Source organism: Chloroflexota bacterium (assembly GCA_016887485.1).
GTDB lineage: Bacteria > Chloroflexota > Anaerolineae > Anaerolineales > Anaerolineaceae > Brevifilum.
Genome location: CP069394.1, coordinates 535,990 through 559,047 on the forward strand (window position 1 = coordinate 535,990; position 23,058 = coordinate 559,047).

25 protein-coding genes are annotated in these 23,058 nt (G+C 51.1%); 10 read left to right on the forward strand and 15 right to left on the reverse strand.

The features are described 5' to 3' along the window. Positions 1 to 43: 43 nt before the first annotated feature. A complete protein-coding gene (locus JR338_02490) occupies positions 44 to 3,121 on the reverse strand; it encodes a DNA polymerase III subunit alpha (protein ID QRN83643.1) in 3,078 nt (1,025 codons plus the stop codon). Positions 3,122 to 3,269: 148 nt separating this feature from the next. Beyond that, complete coding sequence (locus JR338_02495; GenBank protein ID QRN83644.1) at positions 3,270 to 4,448, reverse strand: protein-glutamate O-methyltransferase family protein; 1,179 nt, start codon at positions 4,446 to 4,448, stop codon at positions 3,270 to 3,272. Between the two features lie 217 nt (positions 4,449 to 4,665). On the opposite strand from JR338_02495, the gene JR338_02500 reads away from it, so the two are divergent. From JR338_02500 to JR338_02515, 4 genes are read left to right on the forward strand one after another with little or no spacing between them, the layout of a single operon-like run. Beyond that, complete coding sequence (locus JR338_02500) at positions 4,666 to 4,893, forward strand: ferrous iron transport protein A (protein ID QRN83645.1); 228 nt, start codon at positions 4,666 to 4,668, stop codon at positions 4,891 to 4,893. Continuing rightward, positions 4,893 to 6,806, forward strand: coding sequence for a ferrous iron transport protein B (feoB, locus tag JR338_02505; GenBank protein QRN83646.1), 1,914 nt, complete (start codon positions 4,893 to 4,895; stop codon positions 6,804 to 6,806). The genes JR338_02500 and feoB overlap by 1 nt, the downstream gene beginning before the upstream one ends. A 5-nt stretch (positions 6,807 to 6,811) precedes the next feature. Next, positions 6,812 to 7,399, forward strand: a complete 588-nt coding sequence (locus tag JR338_02510; protein ID QRN83647.1) for a class I SAM-dependent methyltransferase — start codon at positions 6,812 to 6,814, stop codon at positions 7,397 to 7,399. Between the two features lie 2 nt (positions 7,400 to 7,401). Continuing rightward, on the forward strand, positions 7,402 to 7,728 hold the full coding sequence (locus tag JR338_02515) for an SCP2 sterol-binding domain-containing protein (protein QRN83648.1): 327 nt from the start codon (positions 7,402 to 7,404) through the stop codon (positions 7,726 to 7,728). A gap of 66 nt (positions 7,729 to 7,794) precedes the next feature. Here JR338_02515 and JR338_02520 read toward each other — a convergent pair whose 3' ends face one another. From JR338_02520 to JR338_02535, 4 genes are all read right to left on the reverse strand, one after another. Next, positions 7,795 to 8,142 carry an iron-sulfur cluster assembly protein gene (locus JR338_02520; GenBank protein ID QRN83649.1) on the reverse strand — a complete coding sequence of 116 codons (348 nt, stop codon included), beginning with the start codon at positions 8,140 to 8,142 and terminating at the stop codon, positions 7,795 to 7,797. Between the two features lie 2 nt (positions 8,143 to 8,144). Further along, positions 8,145 to 8,744: a hypothetical protein gene (locus JR338_02525; GenBank protein QRN83650.1), complete on the reverse strand. Its 600-nt coding sequence runs from the start codon at positions 8,742 to 8,744 to the stop codon at positions 8,145 to 8,147. 203 nt (positions 8,745 to 8,947) lie between these two features. Beyond that, the gene (locus tag JR338_02530; protein QRN83651.1) at positions 8,948 to 9,580 is read right to left on the reverse strand and encodes a hypothetical protein; all 633 of its coding nucleotides are present in this window, start codon (positions 9,578 to 9,580) and stop codon (positions 8,948 to 8,950) included. Positions 9,581 to 9,582: 2 nt separating this feature from the next. Next, on the reverse strand, positions 9,583 to 10,104 hold the full coding sequence (locus tag JR338_02535; GenBank protein QRN83652.1) for a hypothetical protein: 522 nt from the start codon (positions 10,102 to 10,104) through the stop codon (positions 9,583 to 9,585). Between the two features lie 211 nt (positions 10,105 to 10,315). Between JR338_02535 and JR338_02540 the strand changes: the two genes are divergently transcribed. The 6 genes from JR338_02540 to JR338_02565 all read left to right on the forward strand — a co-directional run bounded on the left by JR338_02540 (position 10,316) and on the right by JR338_02565 (position 15,142). After that, complete coding sequence (locus JR338_02540; GenBank protein QRN83653.1) at positions 10,316 to 10,486, forward strand: hypothetical protein; 171 nt, start codon at positions 10,316 to 10,318, stop codon at positions 10,484 to 10,486. A 270-nt stretch (positions 10,487 to 10,756) separates the two neighbouring features. Continuing rightward, positions 10,757 to 11,536: a Fe-S cluster assembly ATPase SufC gene (gene sufC / locus JR338_02545; protein ID QRN83654.1), complete on the forward strand. Its 780-nt coding sequence runs from the start codon at positions 10,757 to 10,759 to the stop codon at positions 11,534 to 11,536. A 22-nt stretch (positions 11,537 to 11,558) separates the two neighbouring features. Then, a complete protein-coding gene (sufB, locus tag JR338_02550; GenBank protein QRN83655.1) occupies positions 11,559 to 12,971 on the forward strand; it encodes a Fe-S cluster assembly protein SufB in 1,413 nt (470 codons plus the stop codon). Positions 12,972 to 12,997: 26 nt separating this feature from the next. After that, positions 12,998 to 14,350 carry a Fe-S cluster assembly protein SufD gene (gene sufD, locus JR338_02555; protein QRN83656.1) on the forward strand — a complete coding sequence of 451 codons (1,353 nt, stop codon included), beginning with the start codon at positions 12,998 to 13,000 and terminating at the stop codon, positions 14,348 to 14,350. Positions 14,351 to 14,450: 100 nt separating this feature from the next. Beyond that, positions 14,451 to 14,744, forward strand: a complete 294-nt coding sequence (locus JR338_02560; GenBank protein QRN83657.1) for a hypothetical protein — start codon at positions 14,451 to 14,453, stop codon at positions 14,742 to 14,744. A gap of 74 nt (positions 14,745 to 14,818) precedes the next feature. Then, positions 14,819 to 15,142, forward strand: a complete 324-nt coding sequence (locus JR338_02565; GenBank protein ID QRN83658.1) for a non-heme iron oxygenase ferredoxin subunit — start codon at positions 14,819 to 14,821, stop codon at positions 15,140 to 15,142. A gap of 82 nt (positions 15,143 to 15,224) precedes the next feature. Here the strand turns inward: JR338_02565 and JR338_02570 are convergent, their stop codons facing one another. From JR338_02570 to JR338_02610, 9 genes are all read right to left on the reverse strand, one after another. After that, complete coding sequence (locus JR338_02570; protein QRN83659.1) at positions 15,225 to 15,869, reverse strand: PIG-L family deacetylase; 645 nt, start codon at positions 15,867 to 15,869, stop codon at positions 15,225 to 15,227. A gap of 6 nt (positions 15,870 to 15,875) precedes the next feature. Then, entirely contained in the window at positions 15,876 to 16,676 is an 801-nt protein-coding gene (locus tag JR338_02575; protein QRN83660.1) for a methyltransferase domain-containing protein, read from the reverse strand. Between the two features lie 72 nt (positions 16,677 to 16,748). Next, the gene (gene hypE, locus JR338_02580) at positions 16,749 to 17,795 is read right to left on the reverse strand and encodes a hydrogenase expression/formation protein HypE (protein ID QRN84335.1); all 1,047 of its coding nucleotides are present in this window, start codon (positions 17,793 to 17,795) and stop codon (positions 16,749 to 16,751) included. A 26-nt stretch (positions 17,796 to 17,821) separates the two neighbouring features. Continuing rightward, a complete protein-coding gene (gene hypD / locus JR338_02585) occupies positions 17,822 to 18,928 on the reverse strand; it encodes a hydrogenase formation protein HypD (protein QRN83661.1) in 1,107 nt (368 codons plus the stop codon). Continuing rightward, positions 18,921 to 19,178, reverse strand: coding sequence for a HypC/HybG/HupF family hydrogenase formation chaperone (locus JR338_02590; protein ID QRN83662.1), 258 nt, complete (start codon positions 19,176 to 19,178; stop codon positions 18,921 to 18,923). Before JR338_02590 ends, hypD begins: the two co-directional genes overlap by 8 nt. Before the next feature lie 3 nt (positions 19,179 to 19,181). Beyond that, entirely contained in the window at positions 19,182 to 21,476 is a 2,295-nt protein-coding gene (gene hypF / locus JR338_02595; GenBank protein ID QRN83663.1) for a carbamoyltransferase HypF, read from the reverse strand. Between the two features lie 11 nt (positions 21,477 to 21,487). Further along, positions 21,488 to 22,150 (reverse strand): hydrogenase nickel incorporation protein HypB, encoded by a 663-nt coding sequence (gene hypB / locus JR338_02600; GenBank protein QRN83664.1) that lies wholly within the window; start codon positions 22,148 to 22,150, stop codon positions 21,488 to 21,490. A gap of 2 nt (positions 22,151 to 22,152) precedes the next feature. Beyond that, complete coding sequence (hypA, locus tag JR338_02605; GenBank protein QRN83665.1) at positions 22,153 to 22,497, reverse strand: hydrogenase maturation nickel metallochaperone HypA; 345 nt, start codon at positions 22,495 to 22,497, stop codon at positions 22,153 to 22,155. A gap of 65 nt (positions 22,498 to 22,562) precedes the next feature. Further along, complete coding sequence (locus tag JR338_02610) at positions 22,563 to 23,039, reverse strand: cyclic nucleotide-binding domain-containing protein (protein ID QRN83666.1); 477 nt, start codon at positions 23,037 to 23,039, stop codon at positions 22,563 to 22,565. Positions 23,040 to 23,058 lie beyond the last annotated feature (19 nt).

Here is a 23,058-nt window from a genome sequence, read left to right on the forward strand (position 1 = left end):
ATAGCGGTAGCGGGGATAAGCAGCAAGGCTCGCAGCGTTTTTTCTAAATCCTCACCAATTGGATCTTTTCAGCCACCAGGTGGGTTTGGTGGCGATCAGGGTTGTGTTTGACCACTCCTTCAACCAGGAAAGGCCCAATTTCTCTAAGCTCATTATATGCCCTGGCGTATAGTGCGGGTGGGACAAGAACCTGGATGGAGCCTTCCAAGTCTTCAAGGTTCAGGAAGCACATCATTTGGCCGGAGTTTTGGGTGCGCAGCCGCCGCCAGGTCTGGCGCATGCCGGCCAGGGTCACACTTTCATCTAACCGATCCTGGGCTTCAAGCGTGGTGATTGCCCCACTGGCCTGAATTTCATCGGCGATTTGTTCCAGAGGGCTGATCCCCAAACTCACACCCAGCAAATCTTGTTGTGCTTGCTGGCGTTCCTTTTCATCCCAATCCTCAGCGACTTCAGAGGTGCCAAAGAGCTGCATCTGTCCCGGTGGGCGTTTATGTTCAATCCGGCGTAAGCCTTCGGGGATCGTGACAATCTCATCCAACGCGCCAACCATGATGAGGTTTTGGGCTTCTTTGCGTTGGGGATCCACGCGCAACAGGAAATCTTCCAGCGATTGGAAAGGTCTGGTTTGTAAAATCGCTTGGATGGTCCGTTGGGTGAGGTCTCTGATTTGACCCAATCCCATGTAGAGGTGCGGATCACCTTTGGGATAAACCACCTTAAAATGAGCGTCGGAGTGGTTGACGTGTGGAGGGTGCAGGGGGAGTTTTAACCGGCGCGCTTCCATCAGGTAGACTCGCTGGGAATAGTAACCGCCGCCATAACCCAGAACAGCCGCCATAAACTCTGCCGGGTAATGGGTTTTGCACCAGGCAGAGTTCCAGGCCAGTAGGGCATATGAGGCGGCATGAGCTTTGGGGAAGCCGTAGCCAGCAAAGGCCGCCATCATCTCCCAAATGCGTTCCGCTGTCTCTTCCGGAACGTTATGCCGCTCTTGTGCCCCGTGGATGAAGTTTTTCTTGAGGGTGACCATTACCCCGCCGGGATCAAAATGGCTCATTGCCCTGCGGAGGATGTCTGCCTGGGCGATGGTGAGGCCGCCAAGCTCATGGGCGATCCGCAGCACCTGTTCCTGATAGAGGATGACCCCATAAGTGCTTTTCAGGAGCTCGTTCAGTGAACTGTGGATGGGGGTGACCTCTTCTTCACCACGGAAACGCCTTACAAAGGCATCCCGCAGGCCACCGCGCAAGGGCCCCGGCCTGTATAGCGCCAGGGCAGCCATGATATCTTCCATTGTGCGAGCCTGGATTTCACGCAGGGTGCCGCGCATGCCAGGGCTCTCGATTTGGAAGCAGCCAATGGTCCGGGCTTGTTCTACGGTCTGGGAAGTGGCGGGATCTTCCAGTGGAATACTGGACAGAACCTCCAGGCCATTTTGGAATTCGCTTAGTCGCCAGGACCGAATTCTGTTTGCCACTTCGCCCAGAACGGTCAAGCCGCGTATCCCGAGCATATCGATTTTCACCAAGCCCAACTTTTCGATGCCTTCCAGGTCATATTGGGCGTGGTTAATCCCGAGCGTGTTTGAGTGTTCCAGCGGCACCAGGTCGGTTATGGGGAAGGGAGCGATAATGACGCCGCCTGGGTGGACGGAGAGATGCCGGGGAAGGTCCAACAAGGCGCGGGCATCCGAGATCACATCCTGAATCAGGGGGTTGATCCCCTCTCTCAGGAGCGGGGCAAAGGGATCGCCATCCTCTTTTGATTGTCTGATTCGGAAGGAGTGGGGCAGTTTGCGCGAAAGCTGCCGGATCGTGTCCGGTGAGAGCCCATAAGCCTTGGCGACATCACCAAGGGCGGATTTGGGCCGGTAACGGTTGATGGTCCCAACCATTGCCACACGGTCACGGCTATAGGTCTCAAAAATGTATTGGATCAACTCATCACGACGGTGAGAGGCAATGTCTGTATCAATATCTGGTGGTTTCTTTCTGGCCGGGTTGAGGAAACGCTCGAAATACAGGTTGAGGGCCAGCGGGTCCGGCGAGGTGATGTTGAGGCAGTGGGCAACCAATGAAGAGGCTGCCGACCCACGGGAGGAGGTGGGTATGCCGACCTGACGGGCATGGTTGAGGACGTCCTGTACGATCAAGAAGATTGGTTCGTAGCCCATCTTGATGATGATCTCAAGTTCATAATCTAAACGATCTGCGATCTCGGGTGTGAGTTTACCATACAGCCCTTTGGCACCCACCATGGCTTTTTCACGGAGGTAATCCGCCTGGCTTTGGCCTTGCGGCGTGGGGAAGGTTGGAAAGAGTGTGCCGCCAATCGGGAGTTCCAGGTCGCAGCGATCGGCAACGATGGATAAATTGCTGATGGCTTCAGGACAATCACGATACCGATATTGAAAGTCGCCGGGCTCCGGAAAAGCCGCGGGGCCAGGCGGCAGCAAACGATCGGAGAGACCTTGCAGTGGCGTGATGTGGCGGATGGCGGTTAGGGTGCGGTAGAGTTTTTCTTCTTCCGGTGTTTGATAGTAGATGTCTTGGGTAGCCAAAAGGGGGATTTGGAATTTCTCAGACAGGTCACGGACAAGGGTTTCACCTTGCAGGGGACCATTGGCATAGCGCTGAATTTCGATGAAGAGATCAACTTTGAATGTGGTTTGAAGTAAGGTGAGGAAACGCTGGGGTAAATTCTCTGTGGGTGGGGAAGATAGCACCAGGTCACGTAGGATGCCGCGGGGGCTGCCGGCGATCCCGATCAGCCCCTCAGCGTGATCATTAAGGGTTAGAAGTGTGAGAGGGTGTTGACCCACTAATAGGGCGCTGCTCAGGCGGCAGAGGTTAGACCACCCTGAGCGGTCCTTTGCCAGCAGCACGAACCGACCGGAATAACCTTCATAAACCAGATCAACTTCCAGCCCCAGGATGGGCTTAATTCCAAGGGAGGTGCAAGCTTCATAGAACTCGATTGAACCCGTCAGGAATCGGTGATCGGTCAACCCGAGGCAGGTGATACCCCGCTCTTGGGCAGCCGTGACAAGCGCCTGGGGTGAGAGCAGCGACTCCAGGAAGCCAAAATAGGAATGGGTTCGTAAATACGGTAAGGTCATAGGATATAACAGAATGAAAAACCGAACAAATATTCTAATCTCATTATAAAAGGATTGAGGGTGAGAGGCAAGTCAAAAGGCGATGAATATTGGATATCCATCGCCTTTAGTAATTTCGTATAGTGATTATTGAGTTGTCGTTGGAAATTTAGTGGTGTTTTTCCATGAAAGAGATCATCCCACGATCGCCATTGAACATCCAATCGGATTCGGCGTTCTGCTCCAGATCGTCCAGCAGCTCCTGGGAGAGCCCAACGACCAATTCGGATTTTGTGGTTCGCAGACTGACCACTGAGGTGGGGAAGTAGGATGCAGCGTTCTCAAATGGCGTGGTTGGCTCCCAGTGACAGTCGCCGATAAGACGGCGGTAGTTGGCATCACCCTTTAGGATTGCAAGGTCGAAGGACTCAAGCTGTATTTTGAGGCTTTCGGGGAGGCGGTGAAATATCCGGCTGGTCGCCAGGATGGGCGGAGCTTCCACGGTGACGACACCGGATTGGATCCAGGTCTTCAGGTCGGTTGCGAGGTTGCGCGTGGCTACTGAACTGGAACTTTCCAGCACGCCAAGGACGAATTCGAGGTCCTCTGGCATGGCATCCGAGACGAAATAGGGTTGATTCTTCAGGTAGAAAGTGATTGACTTCGCCAGACCGCTTTCGAGCAGATAATGAATGAATGCCAGATCGAAATACAACTCGCGCCCGATATTATCAAAGAAATAGGCGATATTGGCTGGCTTTTCGGCGAGTAGATCAAACACCGCCTGGCTGTTATCGCGAAGGACGGTGTGCATATGAGTGTCTGTGTTATTTTCGAAATGTTTCAAATTGCTCAAGTCAGCCCGGTTCCCCCAGAGCGCATTGGTCATCGAGGTTGAGAAATTCTTAAAAGTGGGCTTGAATTCGCTTTTTTCATATTCTTTGGCAAATACCGGAAGGGCCTGCAGGATTTCCGTGGTCTTCATCCTGCGATAGGGATCCTTTTCCCGCCAGGGGCCGGGTTGGAAATACTGAACCGCTTCCAGCAGCCGACGGTAAAAATAGGTCTCTGCCAGCAGCCAGGGGATGGCCAACCAGGATTGACCCAGCCAGGGCTGGATATCTTCATCCCAAAGGGGCTTGTCGCTGGTGTTTTCCTGCAGGGGCTGAATAGTGCCCTGGGTCAGGGAGGCGCGTAGTTCCAATAAGGCTTCCCGGATTTGGGGGGTGTAGTCAAAATCCGCCAGCACCCGGTCCACGATTTTGGCTTTGAGCTCTTCAATGGTTTGGCGGGCAAAGGTGCCTTTTTCGGAGGTCATAATGACAGGGGGAAGGGAGAATGATGGCATTGTAATTTTCTTTCTTGAAAGTTTCTGATGGACCAACTGATGAGTTGGTCCTATTTCTCATTAGCATCTTTGGCGAAAAACATATTTAGATTGATTTATGACGCCTTGATTATATTGCATAATGATAATGAAATTAATAATACTGTCAGGTGACATCCTTCCTTGACTGGAAGTTGCGCAAAAGATAGAATAGGTAAACTAAGTTATACGAGGCTAAATGAATTTATTAGACTTACCTAAAGGCAAACCGGCCAAGATCATCGATTATCGCGGGGGTAAGAACATTGATTTTAAACTCCGGCAGCTGGGTCTGAGCCCAGGCCGGATTGTGAAAGTCCTGCGATACGCCCCTATGGGCGGCCCTTTGATGCTGGATATTGAGGGGCGTTCCATTGCTCTCGGGCGTGGGATTGCCGCGCGGGTTGAAGTTGAGGTAAAAAATTAATGCGAATTGCACTCATCGGTCAGCCAAATTGTGGCAAAAGCACTTTATTTAACCAGGTCGCTGGATATAAAGCGGAAACCGGTAATTTCTCCGGCACAACAGTCACCTTTACAGAGAGTAAAGTCCGGGTATTGGGGGATGTGGTTGATGTCGTTGATTTGCCCGGCACGTACAGCCTGGCCGGGACCAATCCGGCTGAAAGAGAAGTGATTAAATATCTGACATCCAACGCGGTTGATATGGTGATCAATGTGTTGGATGCTTCGCATCTCTCCTATGGCCTTGCGATGACAGTAGAAGTACTCGAATTGGGCGTGCCAATGGTGGTGGCCCTTAATATGATGGACGAAGCCGACCGCATGGGCATCCGAGTGGATGTTGAGAAATTGAAAGAGTTCATTGGTGCTCCAGTGATCCCGATGATTGCCTCCAAGGGACGCGGGATTCAGCCCCTTTTCGTGACCGCTTATCATGTCGGTCAGGAAAAGAAACTGCCAATCCAGCCAACTTACAGCACAGATATCGAACGTTATCTTGGTTCGCTGGTCCATGACTTGGATGGGGTTGAGAGCTACCTCAACCAGCGGGAGGTGGCGATCAAACTGTTGGAAGGGGACCAGGAAATCCTCGCAGATATCTTTCAACAGAAACCCGACATTGAAGAGAAGCTTGAAACTTATCGTAAGTCATTAAAAATGGACCGGGGACAATCCCCGGAATGGGTGATCAACAGTGAAAGGATCGGCCTGGCGGATAAACTCGCTAAACAGGTCGTCCTGCAGGGTAAGCGCAAAATTACCTTCCGGGATAAGCTGGATGATGTCCTCCTGCACCCGGTGTTTGGCTATTTTTTCCTTATTATGATCCTCTTCGGCTTCTTCCAGGTGGTTTATGCGATAGGCGGGGTGTTGGAAGCTCCGCTGATGAATCTGTTTACCCAGCTGGAAGTGTGGATTCTATCCCTGTTCACTAATGACAGCGGATTTGTCCCGCAGATCACGGTAGCGCTGGTCCAGGGTGTGTCAGGTGGTGTAGCGATCGTGCTGCCTTATCTGGTGCCTTTCCTGTTCGGACTGGGTTTGCTGGAGGATATTGGCTATCTGCCGCGGGTGGCTTTCCTGATGGATGCCCTGATGCACAAATTGGGATTGCACGGTAAATCCATTGTGCCGTTCATCCTCGGTTTCGGCTGCAATGTCCCGGCGATTATGTCCACTCGCATCCTTGAAGATAAACGTGAGCGGTTCATCTCCGCTGCGCTATCCACCCTGGTGCCTTGTGCCGCCCGGTTGGCGGTGGTTTTTGGTTTGGTGGCTTATTATCTGGGGCCGATCCTTGCTCTCGGTATCTATCTTTTTGACCTGTTTGTAATCGCCGTGACAGCGAAGGTGTTGTCAAAATTGGTGCCGGATGAATCACCGGGTTTGATCCTGGAGATGCCGGTCTATCGTATCCCGACTTTACGATCAGTCGCCAGCAAGGCCTGGTGGCGGATTCGGGAGTTCATCGTGGAAGCCTGGCCGCTGCTGATAGTGGGCAGTGTGGTGCTTTCGGTTCTCAATTATCTCAACGTCTCAATCTATCTGAACACTTTGGTCAGACCGTTGTCCTGGGCGCTAGGGCTGCCCAGCCAGGTTGGTGTACCGCTGATCTTTGGTGTGCTGCGGAAAGAACTATCACTTGTTATGCTTGGGCAAGCACTGGGCTCAATGGACTTCAATATGGTCCTGACACCGGCCCAGATGATTACCTACGCTGTTTTTGTTGTGTTCTATGTCCCCTGTCTGGCGACCATGTTAGTTATTAAAAAGGAGCTGGGAACAAAGATGATGTGGCAGATTGCAGGATTGACCATTCTGATTGCGACTCTGGCCGGTCTGGTTGCCCGTGGCTTTGCCCTGATCATTTTCTAAATTCCATGGCAAAATTTGACCATTTCAGTTTTATTGGCCCAATCTATGACCATATCTTTGGCCGCCATGAAGATCTGGAACTGTTGGCCATTGCCAAGCCTGCCCCGGAGGATCGTGTTTTGGATGTGGGCGGGGGAACGGGAAGAGTTTCGATTTTATTCCAACCCAAAGTGCAATCGGTGGTGGTTTCAGATTCGGCGATTGGCATGGTGCGGATGGCGCAGGAACGCGGTCTTTGTACGGTTGTTTCTCATGCCGAAAAGCTGCCCTACGCCGCCGGTCAATTTGACAGAGTGATTATGGTGGATGCCTTTCATCATGTGGCGGATCAGCTTACTACGCTGGATGAGATGTGGCGGATGACCGCACCTGGGGGTCAGATCATCATCGAAGAACCGGATATCCAAAATTTCTTTGTGAAATTGATTGCTCTTGTTGAAAAGCTGCTCCTGATGCGCAGCCATTTTGTCCGCCCTGAAGTAATTGCTGAGCTGGGCACCCGGCACCGCGCTGCCGAGGTGGTAATTGAGCGAAGGAATGGTAACGCCTGGATTATAATAACCAAAAGTGTTGATCCAGAAGAGAGGAGCTAATTTTGGCTGAGATGGACGTTTCAAAGATAATGATGGATATCCCGAAGCATTTCAACCCCGAACTGGCCAAAGGCGTGTCCGGAACTATTCAATGCATATTCTCAGGAGACCAGGCATCCAAATGGGTGATTGATATTGACGATCAGACCTGTACCGTGGAAGAGGGGCTGGCGGATGACCCGGATATGACGATTAAGGCCAAGGGTGAGGATGGCGTGAAAATCCTGATGGGAGAAATGGACCCGATGCGGGCGTATATGTTAGGGAAGGTCAAGGTTTTGGGTGACCTCTCTCTGGGGATGAAACTGGCGAAACTTTTTACAGCCTAGTGGATTCAATTAAAAAAAGAACGGCATTGGATCAGCCAATGCCGTTTATTTATTTAATGATTTCTATTAGAAAAGGCCCCAGTCATCAGCCAGGCCCTCTTCCATCATGGTTGGGTCCCAGGTTTCACGACCATAATTGATCTTGGTGGTCATCTTGAGGATTTTCTCGACCCGTTTGCGGGTTGATTCCATCATGGACGGGCCATAGGGGCAGAAGGGGGTGGTCAGGATCATGGTGATGACGGCATGATCTTCTTTGATCTCAATATCCCGGACCAAACCCAGCTGAATGATGTTCAATCCCAATTCCGGATCGACAATCTCGCTCAGGCCTTCTTCAAGCGCATCGATCAGTTCGGGATGGGTGTTTTCAACTTGCCAAACGGGGATATTTAAGGGGGCTTCTTCACTCATGATTATTTCTCCTGGGCTTTCAGAGGAATACGGTAAGTGCAGCGGTCGTCATCGTTTAGTAGGCAGGTTGTGGCTTCAATAGGTTCCGCCACAAATGCAGAGATCAGGGCGTTGTCCAGAGCGCAAATTTCAGGATGCTCCAGTCCAATCCGGAAATAGGGGCAGGAAAGTGAAACGAGCGTAATGGCATCCGCTTCTTTTTCCAATTCAACGATAAAACCTTCTTTGGAGAGTACTGATTCCAAAAGCTGAATGCGTTCTTCGGTGGTTTTATTCTCAAGCTCAGGGCCATATTTGGCAGCGATATCAATGCCGATTTGTTCAAAGACTTTCTCGATTTCAGCCTTGCTAAGTTTGTCCTTGAGCGTTTTGAGGATCCGCTGGGCCAGGCGTAGATAGCCGGAGGGGAATTGTTCAATCCCTTTATCGGTGAGAGAGTAAACCAAATGAGGGCGGCCTACGCCATGCCGTTCTTCTGAGGAGGTCACCAGGTCATCTGCTTCCAATGAGATCAGATGATGGCGGATGGAAATACCATTGATCCCAACTGCCTCAGCCAGGTCATTGATCGTTGACCGGGGGTAGGCGAGAAGGGTCCTCATAATTTTCTCACGGGTGCTTTTCATATTGTCCCTTACCTTTGCTTCATCAAGCTTGCTAAGATGGCTGGCTGATTTTAGCATGTCGGAAATGATTTTGTCAATATATAAGATTATTATCCAAAAAATTGTATGGTCAAGCTGCCTGGTGGGATAATGAAAAAGGCGCCTAAGAAGGCGCCTAATTGTTTACTGGTTGCTTCAGATTACTTCCCGAGGAAGTTTTGGGCAAAACTCATGATGGTTGAACCGACGATTGAACCGGACTGTGAACGATGGGAGGACTGTCCCATGGGGCTGGCAGCCAGAAGGGCATCCATAGCTGCTTCCATATTGGTGTCGCCATCCTGCTTGGATTGCATGAAGGTGAGCCCTGCCCGCAGGAGGTCATCCATGCCAAGGCCGTCGTCCTCAACGCTGGAATCCTGGCCGCCCATCAAACTGGACAGCAGGGAGCCAATGGCGTTCCCACCGGTCGATTGGGCAGGCGCCTGGTTCGTTTCAACACTCATCAGACTCTTGACAAGCATCGAAAGGTTATCGGCGTTCAGGTCTGTGCCGGTGAAGGATTTTGCCGCATTAGCTAACCCTTCGGCATAAAGCTTTGCGGAACCGCTGTCGCTCTCTTTTGTGAGCATCTTACCGGCGTAGGCCAGTTGATCGGCAACAGGGGAATCTGATTTTTTGCTGACGGCTTGTTGGACCAGATCGAAGATTTGGACCATATGGTCGCCATGGTCGTGGTTATAGGTATCGGCTTCGTTGAGATCATTCTGTTGCGAAGCGAGAGCATTGGTAACCGTTTGGAAGATCTGACTTAAGTCTACGTTATTTGCCATTATTAATCTTTTAGCTCCTCAGGTAACTCGTAAATATCGAGTTTCATGCCCATTCGGACGTTCTTTTCGCTGCCCTTGAGGACTTCCATGTTGTTTTCCAGCAGGTACTTCCAGTAGGGAGGGGTTGCGTGCTTGTAATACTTTAGCGCAATGTGGCTGAGGGTCTGGTTGTTGGATTCAACGGTGTGGACGGTGATGAGTTTTGGCTTACCAAATTTCTTGTCCATTGCGCCAATTTTGGATGGGCCAACTTTGTCTCGCATCGTCATGCTTTTGATTTTAGCTTCGAGAGCAGCAATCTTGGCTTCGGCTTCTTTAACTTTGTCGTCGGCATCGGAGCTCCCCTTTTTGGCCTCAACATTTTGAGCTAGGAGGTCTTTGATGGCGGTTTTAGCTGCTTCAGCGTCTTTCTTTGCCTTGGCCAGTTCTGCCTCTAGTTCGGCAATGGTTTCTTTTTCATCTTTGGATGAAAAAGCATCAACTGCTTTTTTAAAAATACCATCCTTCTTTTCTTCGTCTGCCATTATTTTCTCCTTTTATGGATTAATTGGGTCTAAATTCACGTTAATTCTAACATAAATTAATTATTTTTTCACATATCAATATGGAGGCCATATTAAGAGATTGATTTGAGAGTAGGAATCAGTATAATGAAATTGTAATGTGGGAAGTTTGTTTGACCTATTCAATCACTATTATCACTCAATTTATTCAATTAGGAAAAGGAGAAAACACATGAAGTTGACACCACCCAAGAAATGGATATGGTACGTATCGTTATTTATCGGTTTGGTTTCAATCTTATTCCGATTCACGAATTTTGTCGGACTTCAGGGCCAGGCTATGTGGATCATGGCTATTGCCTGGTTGCTATTGCTCTTCGCAACCCTTCTTAAAGGGCTGTAAAGTCCATTTCACTGAAAACTTTCCCCTTGTGCAAAACTGTGCAAGGGGAATTTTGGTTTAAATGAGACTTAATGTCGTATTATGAAGGTAGATGTGATGTTGTGGAACGCTAACAGTAATTATGACAATCGTCACAGTAAATAATTTATTAGATATTTATGCTAAATATTGACACTTAATTACCGGCATGCTATAATTCGTAAGCTTAAAGGAATTGAGATAATTAGGATAAAATTGGACGAATTAGTCTAAACAGTTTTAGGAGTTTGGATGTCAGAACTGACCATTAAAGATTTGCACGTTTCCATCGAAGGGAAACCGATCATTAAGGGCTTGAACCTGATCATTCGGCAGGGTGAAGTCCATGCGATTATGGGACCAAATGGAACAGGGAAATCTACGCTTGCATACACGATCATGGGCCACCCGAGTTATGAAGTCACTGGTGGCGATATTTTATTAGATGGGCAAAGTATTCTTGAAATGGCGCCGGATGAACGCTCTAGGGCCGGGGTTTTCCTGGCTTTTCAATATCCGGTATCCATTCCCGGTGTGACAGTGGCAAACTTCCTGCGGACGGCTATCAATGGCCGTCGGCGGCACAATAATCCACCTCAAGAGGATATTTCCGTCCTAGATTTTCGCAAATTGCTCAAGAGTAAGATGGACCTGCTGGAAATGGATTATTCTTTTGGCGGTCGTTACTTGAATGAGGGTTTCTCCGGAGGTGAAAAGAAGCGCACCGAAGTGTTGCAAATGGCGGTTTTGGAGCCTGCTTTTTCCATCATGGATGAAACCGATTCCGGCCTGGATATTGATGCGATCCGGATTGTCTCCGAGGGTGTCAATGCTATCAAAGGGCCTGGAATGGGGGTTGTGGTTATCACACACTATCAGCGGATTTTGAACTACATCAAGCCTGATTTTGTACATATTATGTATAACGGCAAGATTGTTGAATCCGGCGGGCGGGAACTGTCATTGCAGCTTGAAGAAAGCGGCTATGATTGGGTTCGTGAAAAGTATGGTGAGCCAGAGCTGGTAAATTAATTAGTTATTATGGAGGTCTTCCATGGGTGACCATCAGGAGACTGAATTTCTTAATGAATTAAGTGAATATCAATATGGTTTCAGCGATCCAGAGACCTATGTCTTCAAGAGCCGCAAGGGGCTGGATGAGGAGGTTGTTCGGCAGATCTCGGAAATGAAGGGGGAGCCGGAGTGGATGCTGAAATTCAGGCTGAAGGCTTTGAAGCATTTTCAGTCCCGACCGACCCCGACCTGGGGCGCTGATCTGAGCGATCTGGATTTGGATGATATTTACTTTTACGTGAAACCAACCGATGTAGAAGGTCAATCGTGGGATGATGTCCCCGAGACGATCAAGAACACCTTTGATAAGTTGGGCATCCCTGAGGCAGAACAAAAGTATCTGGCCGGGGTTGGTGCGCAATATGACTCGGAGATGATTTACCATAACGTTCAGGAAGAGCTGGAAAAGCAGGGTGTGATCTTTATGTCCATTGAAGATGGCCTGAGGAAACATCCCGATCTTTTCCGGGAATACTTCTCAACCGTCATTCCGATTGAAGACAACAAATTTGCAGCCTTGAACAGCGCGGTCTGGTCGGGCGGCTCGTTTGTGTATGTTCCCAAGGGCGTCAAGGTCAAGTTGCCGCTGCAGGCTTATTTCCGGCTCAACGTAGCCAACATCGGACAGTTTGAGCGGTCCCTGATCATTGCGGATGAGGGCGCCCAGGTGCACTATGTGGAAGGCTGTACAGCGCCGCTTTATTCGACCAATTCCTTCCATTCAGGCGTCATTGAGATCATCGTTAAGAAAGATGCTCGGGTGCGCTATACGACCATTCAGAACTGGTCCAGCAACGTTTATAACCTGGTGACCCAGCGGGCGATGGTGTATGAAAATGGCACGATGGAGTGGGTGGATGCGAATCTCGGTTCCAAGACCACGATGAAATACCCGTCCTGTTATTTAATGGAACCAGGTGCCCATGGTGAGATCCTTTCCGTGGCCTTTGCCGGGCCGAACCAGCATCAGGACGCTGGCGGGAAAGCGCTGCACTTTGCACCAAACACTTCCAGCAAGATCACATCTAAGTCGATCAGCCGGGGCAATGGGCGCAGCTCCTATCGGGGGTTGTTAAAAGTCTTCCCCGAAGCTGAGGGCTCGAAATCCAATGTGGTTTGTGATGCGCTGTTGCTCAATCACGACTCACGTTCGGATACCTATCCCTATATCGAGGTGGATGCGGAAGATGTGACCCTTGGTCATGAGGCCACCGTCTCGAAGGTCGGCGAGGAACAGCTCTTTTATTTGATGAGCCGCGGCATGACTGAAGAAGAAGCCACCACGATGGTGGTCTCAGGCTTCATTGAGCCCTTGGTCAAAGAACTGCCAATGGAATATGCCGTTGAAATGAACCGTCTGATCCAGCTTCAGATGATCGGTTCTGTTGGATAGAAATTTTAAAGAAAGAAATAAAAGTAATGGCGAAGACACCCAAGATTGTGACTCGTCGGAAGCGTCCTGTTGAACATGTCGCACTGGCGGATTTCACATTTTCAGATAGTGACATTCCCGAACTGACGGATGAACGGCTGCGAGGTTATCACCTGGCAGCCTGGGATAACTACACCAACTTGCCTTTCCCGACCTTGCGGGATGAGCCCTGGCGGCGGACGGATATCCGTGGGTTGAATACAGACCAATTCCAACAGTCCACATTCAACCAGGACTTGCCCCAACCGCCAGCTAGCCTACTGAACCCCATTTCCACGAATGCTGAACGGGCTGGTCAGGTGATTACCGGGATGTCGGAATCCCAGTGCTGGCTGGATGAAGACGTCGCAGCTCAGGGTGTGGTTTTCATGAGTTTCCATGAGGCCGAAGAACAGCATCCTGACCTAATGGACAAGTTGCTGAGCCAGATTGTGTCGCCTGCGGAAGATAAGTTCACCGCACTGGCGGCTGCCCTGGCTAAAGATGGCGTGGTGTTGTATGTCCCCAAGAATGTCATTGTGGAAAAGCCCCTGCAAAGCCTCTATTGGGGTGCAGGAGAGCATCAGGCGTTCTTTAACCATCTGATCGTTTGGGCGGAAGAGGGCGCACAAGTAACGTTTGTGCACGAATCGGCCTCACCTGATGGCAAACCGGACACGCAGAATTTACATGATGGGATTGTTGAGATTTATGTCGGTCGCAATGCCCGTTTGAATTTCGTGGAGCTGCAATCCTGGGGTGATAATGTCTGGTCCTTCACCCGGGAACGGGCGCGGGTCATGGGTGATGGCAATTTGGAGTGGATCTTTGGCGCGATGGGCACCCATCTGACTAAAAACTTCTCCGATATTGACCTGGTGGAAGAAGGGGCAACCGGGCGGATGTCTGGTTTCTACTTCACCAGCGATCACCAACACCTGGACCATGACACCCAGCAAAACCACATGGCACCGAATACGACCAGCGACCTGCTTTATAAAGGCGCACTGATGGATCACAGCCGCTCTGTCTGGCAGGGGATGATCTATGTCGCTCCGGGTGCATTGGGGGCAGATGGTTACCAGGCGAACCGCAATCTGATCCTTTCCAAGGATGCACGAGCAGACTCGATCCCCGGGCTTGAGATCCTGGCGGATGATGTCCGCTGTACGCATGGGGCAACGGTGGGGAAGATTGATGAGAGCCTGCTCTTTTACCTCCTCAGCAGAGGTATTCCGCAGAAAGAAGCGGAAAAATTGGTCGTGATGGGCTTCTTTGAGCCGATTATGGATCGGATACCCTTTGATGGCGTTAAGGATCGTTTCCATGATGCTATTCAGGATAAGATGAGCCTGGATTAACCTAAACGTTTATGCATAATTAATAGTAAATTGATATCATTTCTGCTAGAATAGATAAGTTGAATTGATATCGAGTAATAAAAATCTTTCAGGAGGATGAATGGCAAAATCTCCTTTTATGAGACCGCCAGATGAAGACAGCAATTACCAGGTCGGGGACCCAGTGGAAGTCTTTTGCGATCACGAGAAGAATGGTGAACGCATTAGAGATTGGGTAAAAGGGATTGTTGTCCAGGTGGATGAAAAAATGGTTGCTGTGCAGTTTCGCACCAATGTCTATCTGACCGATGGTTGGATGGTTCCGGATCACATTTTGTGGTTTCCCTTTGATTCTCACATGATCCGACATGCGAAGAAGGATACGACCCGGCCTACCGGTTATCAGACCACTTAGGCATCATTATCAGAAGAATAATAATAAGGCGGTCAATGATTATCAACTGACCGCCTTTATTTTTATCGGAGGGAATGTTGACTGAACTGACATATTATCCAATTTGTTCCACAGAGGAGCTGCCCGCAGGGGAGAGGCTGTTCATTGAATTGGACGATGAACCTGTTGTGATTTTTAATCTTGCCGGAGATTACTATGCCATCGCTGATGTTTGCACCCATGATATGGGCTCCCTCGGTGAAGGTGAGGTAGAAGGCCACCAGATCATCTGCCCCCGCCATGGGGCGCGGTTTGATATCCGTACCGGAGAGGTGCTGACGCTGCCGGCGGTCAAAGGTGTGCCCTCCTACCATGTGCGGGTAAATGACGGCATGGTTGAGATTGGGGTGGAAGAGTAGGATTGGATTATTGGTTAAATCGAAAACGGGTGATTGCATAATCACCCGTTTTTTGATTCATAGAATTAATTAAGGTGATACCTTATTTCCTAAATTCACCAACGATCCTCAGGATGTCGAAGCCTTCGGCATAAGGCCTCTCAGCGAGAGCACCGTGGCGGATAGCCGTGGCATGGAGGATATTTTCATCGAAGTAATAGCGGTCCTGATAGGTCTCATAGGCTTTAAGGGCCTTGATCTTGTTCTGGACGCTTTGTTCGGAGACATCCACCAGGAAGTTGGGGAAGAAACCATAACTGGAGCGCAGGACATCGAATCCCAGGACGGTGGTGCCGCGGAAGGCACGCAGTGCTTCTTCGGTCACGGTTTTGTGGTCCTGGTGAATATCCTGAGATGTGTGCACGAAAACGACCTCCGGATGGTAGGTCTTTTTCAGAGCGAGCATCTCTTCCAGAATTTCCTGCCGGGCGGCCTGGAAACGGCGGGTGGTGAATTGGCGCAGGATGTCATTTTCGGGTTTGACGCCCAGAATGGACATGCTATTTTGGTGTTCACCAACCAAATAGGCCAGATCAGGATTCTCCTGATTATCCGATAGGGTCACACAGACCACATTTGCCCGGTCGGCGACTTCTGCGATCAGTGCACCGCAACCCAGCTCGATATCGTCCGGATGGGCGCCGATGAACAACAGTGTTTCGCCGAAAAAGGTCATGTTATGGTTCATAGCTGCCTACTTTGTGGCCAGGATCCCACCGACGACCTTGGTCATCACGAGTTTACCGTCGCGATCAAACCATTTTTGGGAGACCTGAGTGATTTTTTCCATGATGGCTTCGAAATCTTCCTTTGTCTGGAAGAAGGTGTTCCAGAGCAGGCGGTCTTCGGAAAGGCTGGCCCGGGTGTATGCGATGAAGGGTTCAACGGAGGGGAAGGTCAGCGGGTTTTCAAAGACGACAACCTCTGTTTTGGAGAAGGTCTCTTTGACAGAACCCAGGATCTGGGAAGCATAGCGAGAGCTGCCGGGCATGGGGGGGATTTCCTTGCCGGTGGCCTCTTTAATGATGTCATAGAACATCTGCTTGTTCTCCGGCATGGGACCGGTTGTGAAAAGAGTGCCGCCTGGCTTGAGAACCCGGTGCATTTCCTTGATGGTGAAGGGGATATCCTCGGCGTAATAGATCGCGAAGGAGCAGGAGACGAGGTCGAAGGTGTTATCCGGGAAGGGGAAGGGTTCGTTGAAGTTCAAGGGTTGGAAAGTAACCCGGTTGCCCAGCTTCTTGTTTTCCTCTTCGGCTTTGGCGAGCAGGTCTTTGGAGACATCACCGCCGGTGATCTCAGCTTTACCGCTGAGGTGGGCGAGATAGGAGAAGCACTGCTTCCCTGCGCCGCAGCCGACATCCAGAATGGCCATGCCCTGTTTGAGCGGCAGGACTTCCAGCATCCACTTGTCAATATCACGGGCGCCATAGGCATCGTGGATATTGATGCGGGTAATCAAATCGTTTGTCGTCTCAACGTAATCAATTTTCATGTTCATTCCTTCATCGTCAGATATTAATGGATCGCCCCTAAGTATAGTTGGTTAGAGGTGGAAGGGCAAGTTTTAGCAAATCCTGGGGAGGATCTCTCCGGAGAGCATATCAAGGATTCGGGTTGTGCCATAGGGCGTTTTCAGCAGGACCTGTTCAGGATCGTTTTCAGAAACGGAACCAATCCGGGCTGCCATCACGCCGTAAGGATTATTGTGGAGCACTTTAAGGGCAATCTCCACTTTATCTTCCGGCAGCACCACGATCAGTTTGCCTTCATTGGCCAGGTAAAGCGGGTCAAAACCCAGCATGTCGCAGGCTGTGCGGACGGCGGGCTTGACCGGAATAGAGTCCTCATCCAGATGGATGCTGACCTGGCTTTGGCAGGCGATCTCCTTAAGAGTGGTCGCCAGGCCGCCACGAGTGGGATCGCGCAGGACATGAACATCCGACACGGCTTCCAGCAGTGCAGCGATCATTTTGTTTAGCGGAGCGACATCGGATTGGATGCCGGACTCGAAGCCCAGATCTCCCCGGGCCTGCAGTACTGCAATGCCGTGATCACCGAGAGTGCCCGAGATCAGGACGGCATCACCGGGCCGTGCCAACTGACCGCCCAGGTCCCGTCCGGGCGGGATCAGACCAAAGCCCGCGGTATTGATGAAGATACCGTCGGCTTTTCCTTTTTCCACGACCTTGGTATCCCCAGCCACGATCTGAACTCTAGCTTCTTCACAAGCAGAAGCCATTGATTCGATCACTCGGGTCAGAGTTTCCATGGGGAGACCTTCTTCGAGGATGAACCCGGCTGTGAGGAAGGCGGGTTCTGCACCCAACATGGCGACATCATTGACCGTGCCGCAGATTGCGAGCCGGCCGATATCCCCACCGGGATAGAAGATTGGGAAAACGACATGCGAGTCGGTGGAGATAGCCATCTCACCTTCGGCGTTTTGCAGCCCAATACGGGCAGCGTCATTCCCCTGGTCGAGATAGGCATTTCCCAGGTGCGACTGGAAGATGTTGCGGATCAGGTCTCGGGTCATTGATCCGCCGCTGCCATGACCGATCACGACCGTATCGGTATGATGGTGGGGGACAGGGCAGACGGGCCCCTGCATGTTAACGGGTTCGAAAGGTTTTTCGCTCATGATTTCTTCCTGCCATAGCGGTAATAGGCGGCACAGGCTCCTTCAGAGGAGACCATCGGCGCACCTAAAGGTGTTTGTGGGGTACAAAGGGTGCCAAATGCCGGACATTCTGAGGGTTTCTTGATCCCCTGGAGAACCTGACCAGCGATGCAAATTTTGGATTCTTCGGTTTGGATGCTTCCCGTGTCAAAGCGTTGGGTAGCATCAAATTGCTGATAGGCCTCCTGCAGCCCGTAACCGCTGAGTGGGATGGTGCCGATGCCGCGCCAGTTGCGATCAACGGGTTTGAACACCTTTGCGAGCATGGCCTGGGCGATTTTGTTGCCTTCATAGGTGACAACCCGGGAATAGGCGTTTTCCACGGCGACTCGGCCTTCTTCCAGCATCTTTACCGTTTGGAGGATACCTTCGACCAGATCAAGTGGTTCAAAACCGGTGACGGCCATCGGTGTTTGGTATTGTTCAGCGATGGGCGGGTATTCCCAATAGCCCATTATGGCGCAGACATGTCCCGCGGCCAAAAAGCCTTGAATACGGTTGTTGGGGCTGGAGAGGATTGCGTGCATCGCCGGGGGGACTAAAACATTAGCCGGCAGGATGGAGAAATTATCCAATCCCATTTTCTCAGCCTGGATGACGGCCATCGCGTTGGCGGGGGCTGTCGTTTCAAAGCCGATTGCAAAGAAAACGATCTGTTTATCCGGATTTTCAGCTGCAATTTTGACGGCATCCATCGGAGAATAGACCACCCGTACCTGACCCCCCGCTGCCCGGATCGAGAACAGGTCTTCTTTGGAGCCGGGCACACGCAGCATGTCGCCAAAGGAGGTGAAAATCACATCCGGTTGTTTGGCGATCATCAGGGCCTGGTCGATCAATTCTAGTGAGGTGACGCAAACCGGACAGCCGGGTCCGTGGACCAGTTCGATCTCTGGCGGCAGGAGTTGATCCAGGCCATATTGCATAATGGCGTGGGTCTGGCCGCCGCAGATTTCCATCAAGGTCCAGGGCTGCGTGACGGTTTGGTGGATTTCAGCCAGAACGGTTTTAACCAGTTTGGCGTTGCGATATCCTGCGAGGAAATCGGGGGTTTGTTCAGCCACTGTGCTCCTGATCTTCTAATTCGGCCAGCTCAGACATCTGCTCGAGGATATCCAGTGTCTCTCTGGCCTCTTCCTCGCTGAGCAGGTTCAGGGCAAACCCAGCGTGAACGATTGTCCAGTCACCGGGTTTGGCCTCAGGGATAACCTCAATGCAGGCTTCCCGCAGAACGCCGCCGAAATCTATTTTTGCCATCTTTGTGCCGTGGTCTTCATAGACCGATTCGATTTTTCCAGGGATTCCGAGGCACATGGTTTACTCCTTTTGTTGTGAATACCGATAAGCGGCGATCATCGCCTGCCCAAAGGCCACACAGCCATCATTTGGCGGTGTCTGGCGATGGATTAGGGGCTGAAAGCCGTGTTGTTCAAGTAAGATTTTGGTCGTTGCCAGCAGGCGCAGGTTTTGCCACACGCCGCCGGAAATGGCGACCTTGGTGATCCCGGTTTGCTGCTGGATCCGTTCTGCCAAATCCAGCCCCATCCGGGCGATTGTGTTATGGAATCGCGCTGAGATGACCGCCGGAGGTGCATTTTGTTTCAGGTCTTGCAGGATAGCGTTGACCATCGGGGCAATTAAAATCTCATCATTTTCAACCTGCCAGGAATAGTACCCTAATTCCTCAGGTTGAGCCAGCGCTTCCAGTTCAATGGCGGCCTGGCCTTCATAGGACACTTCCTGGCGGATGCCCAGCAGAGCGGAGACAGCATCAAACAGGCGGCCCATAGACGATGTCTGCGGCACGTTGACGTTATGTTCGAGTTGATGATGCAAGGCGTCCCTTTCCATCGGGCTGAGGGCCTGGACGGGCGTCAGGGCATCTTCCCAGGGCAAACCAAGCGCCCAGAGCAGGCTTAGTGCCATTCGGGCGGGCTTGAGGATGGTCACCTCACCCCCGGGCAGCGGGAGGTGCTGCAGGTGATAGGGACGGGTAAATGAGTCGCAATTGCCAACCAGTACCTCGCCGCCCCAGATAGTGCCATCGGTGCCGTAGCCGGTACCATCAAAGATCAAGCCGGTTACTTGTTCATCCGGTGGGATTTGGCTCTCAAGGGCAACGGCAGCCAGGTGGGCATGATGGTGCTGAACGCCAACCACCGGCAGGTTGTCCTTTTCAGCCCGTTCCAAGGCATATTGGGTAGAAAGGTAATCCGGATGCAGGTCATGTGCGATCACTTCCGTTGTGATTCGGAAGAGGGATTGGTAGTGCTCAATGGCGGATTTGAAATCCTGATAGGTTTCCCAGTTTTCCATCTCACCGATGTAATGGCTGAGGAAGGCATATTTCTCACGGGTGAGGCAGATGGTGTTCTTCATCTGCGGACCGACGGCCAGAACCTGCGGGGCTGGATTTGCCAGTCGGATGGGGTTGGGGGCATAACCGCGTGCCCGGCGGACGGGATAGGGCTTTTCTTCAAAGATGGTGAAGACGGAATCATCAATCCGTTCTTCAATTGGCCGGTCATGCAGCAGGAAAGCGTCGGCGATCCCCGATAGTCTTTCCCGGGCTGTCTGGTTGTCGTGGATGATAGGTTCCTCGGAGAGGTTCCCGCTGGTCATGACCAGCGCCAGCGGATAGTTGGGCGCAGGCTCAAGCAGGAGCAGGTGCAGCGGTGTATAGGGCAGCATGAATCCCAGACGGCTTTGTGCAGGAGCGATGCCGGCTGCCAGGGCTGCTTCCTTTTTTGGGGGCAGCAGGACGATAGGTGCCTGTGGGCTGCTTAGCAGTGCTTCAGAGGTCCTATCCAATTCAACATAATTGTCAATGGCTACAAGGTCAAAGGCCATCAGAGCGAAGGGCTTGCTTGGGCGATGTTTGCGCTCTCGCAGTGCAGCGACAGCACCTTCGTTGGCGGCGTCACAAGCCAGATGGAAGCCACCCAGCCCTTTAATAGCCAGGACCTTTCCATCAGCCAGCATATCACGAGACGCCTGGATGGCCTCTTCTTTTTCAGCTATGCGTCTTCCCTTAGCGTCTTCCAGCCAAACCTGTGGTCCGCAGACCGGGCAGGCAACCGGTTGGGCATGGAACCGGCGGTCACGCGGGTTTTCATACTCCTCACGACAATCCGAACACATTTTAAATCCAGCCATAGTGGTCTTGGGCCGGTCGTAAGGGATTTCTTTGATGATGGTGAAGCGGGGGCCGCAGTTGGTGCAGTTGTTGAATGGGTAGTGGTAGCGGCGGTCAGTGGGGTCAAAGAGCTCCTGCCGGCATTGATCGCAAATAGCGACATCGGGCGAAACGGGGATGAAATCCGTAGCCTGGTCCCGGCTGGGGATGATCTTAAATCCCACTAACGATTGATTATCAATGGACCAATCGTCGATGGAATCAATTTGAGCCAGGGGTGGGGCCTGCAGGGCTATGGCAGTAATAAATTTGGTGACATCGTCAGCTTTTCCGGTCACTTCAATATCCACACCACTGGCGGAATTGCATACCCAACCAGCCAGGTTATTTTCAAGTGCCAGGTTAAAGATAAACGGGCGGAATCCTACCCCCTGGACAATCCCGTTGATGTGAATATGCCGACTGAGTGTACCCATAGAGGTTGGTGTTATTTGGAAATCTTAGCCTTCAACCAGCTCAACCATTCATCGAAGCCCTCACCGGTCTTGCAGGAGACGGCAAATGTGGTCAGGCCGGGATTGAGCATTTCAACGCCCTTGCGGAAATAATCCATATCGAAGTCGATGTAGGGCAGGAGATCGGTCTTATTGATGATCAACACTTCCAAACCCCGGTAGATATTGGGATATTTATAGGGTTTATCGTCGCCCTCGGGAATGCTGGCGATCACAACCTTGCTGTGTGCGCCCAGTTCGAAAGCAGCGGGGCAGATCAGGTTGCCAACGTTTTCAATGATCACTAAATCCAGAGGTGTGAGGTTCATCTGGTCGATGGCGTTTTCCAGCATGACCGCGTCCAGGTGGCAGTCGCCGCCGGTGTTGATCTGGATGGCAGGCATCCCAGCAGCATTGATCTTATCGGAATCTATGGTCACGGGAGCGGTGTCGCCTTCGATCACACCGATCTGAACACCATCAGCCATTAAGCCTTCAATGGTCTTGATGATGAAGCTGGTTTTGCCAGCGCCGGGGGAGGCCATCAGGTTGATGGCATAAACGCCAGCGTCATCAAACTTCTGGCGGTTTGCTTTGGCCAAACGATCATTGGCATTGAGTATCTTTTCTACGATTTTTATTCTGTTTTCGCTCATTTTTATCTCTGCACTTCTATGCTCTCTAAGTTAAATTCATCACCAGAGATCACACGGATTCTGGCGCTGCCACACCGGGGGCAAGGCGATAGCTCATCATCGAGCGTATATTTGTGATCACAATCCAAACAAATCAATTCTGCCGGGATCCTTTTGAAATGTAGGGTGGCTCCTTCGCATAGGGTACCCTTGCTGATGAAATCCCAATAGAACTGGACTGAATCGTCTACTATGCTGGATAGTTTACCAATCACCAGAAAAATATCGGTGACTTTTTTGGCCCGTGCCTTTTCACCGTGCTTGCAGGCAATCTCCAGCACACTTTCGGTTACAGATAGTTCGTGCATTAGTCTATTATAATACTTTTATGATAAAAATAGTGGTTTTAGGAATGTTGCCCAGGAGCAGGCGGTCATTTGCCCTGATCCGAGATTAGTTCCAGAAGATGCAGCTTATGATTCAGATAGCGTGATGCCACAATATTGGCTAACCGGCGCATGAAAATGAAGCCAAGCTCACAATCTGATTCGCAAAGTTCCATCAGAGATTCTGCGGTGAAACTGAGGGCAGCTGTGTATTCCAAGACCCGGGCAGTGCTGGTTTTTTGGCGGACCATTGGAGTCAGGCTGGACCATCCAATGACATCCAGTGATTCAGCCACAAAAATGGGTAGGATTCCATGCCCTGGCACGAAACTTTCGAGCAGGACTTTCCCTTCCAGCAAGATATAAAAGATTGGATGTTGTTCACCTTCGGAGAAGATGATATCCCCAGCATTAAATGAGCATAAGTTAGCGATTCCCGAGAGCCTGGTTATGCTTTCAGGATCAAGCTCAAGAAACCAGGGGATTGATTTTATTGTTGATGTAATATCTGCCTGATTGAGCATTTGGACCTTTATTGATATA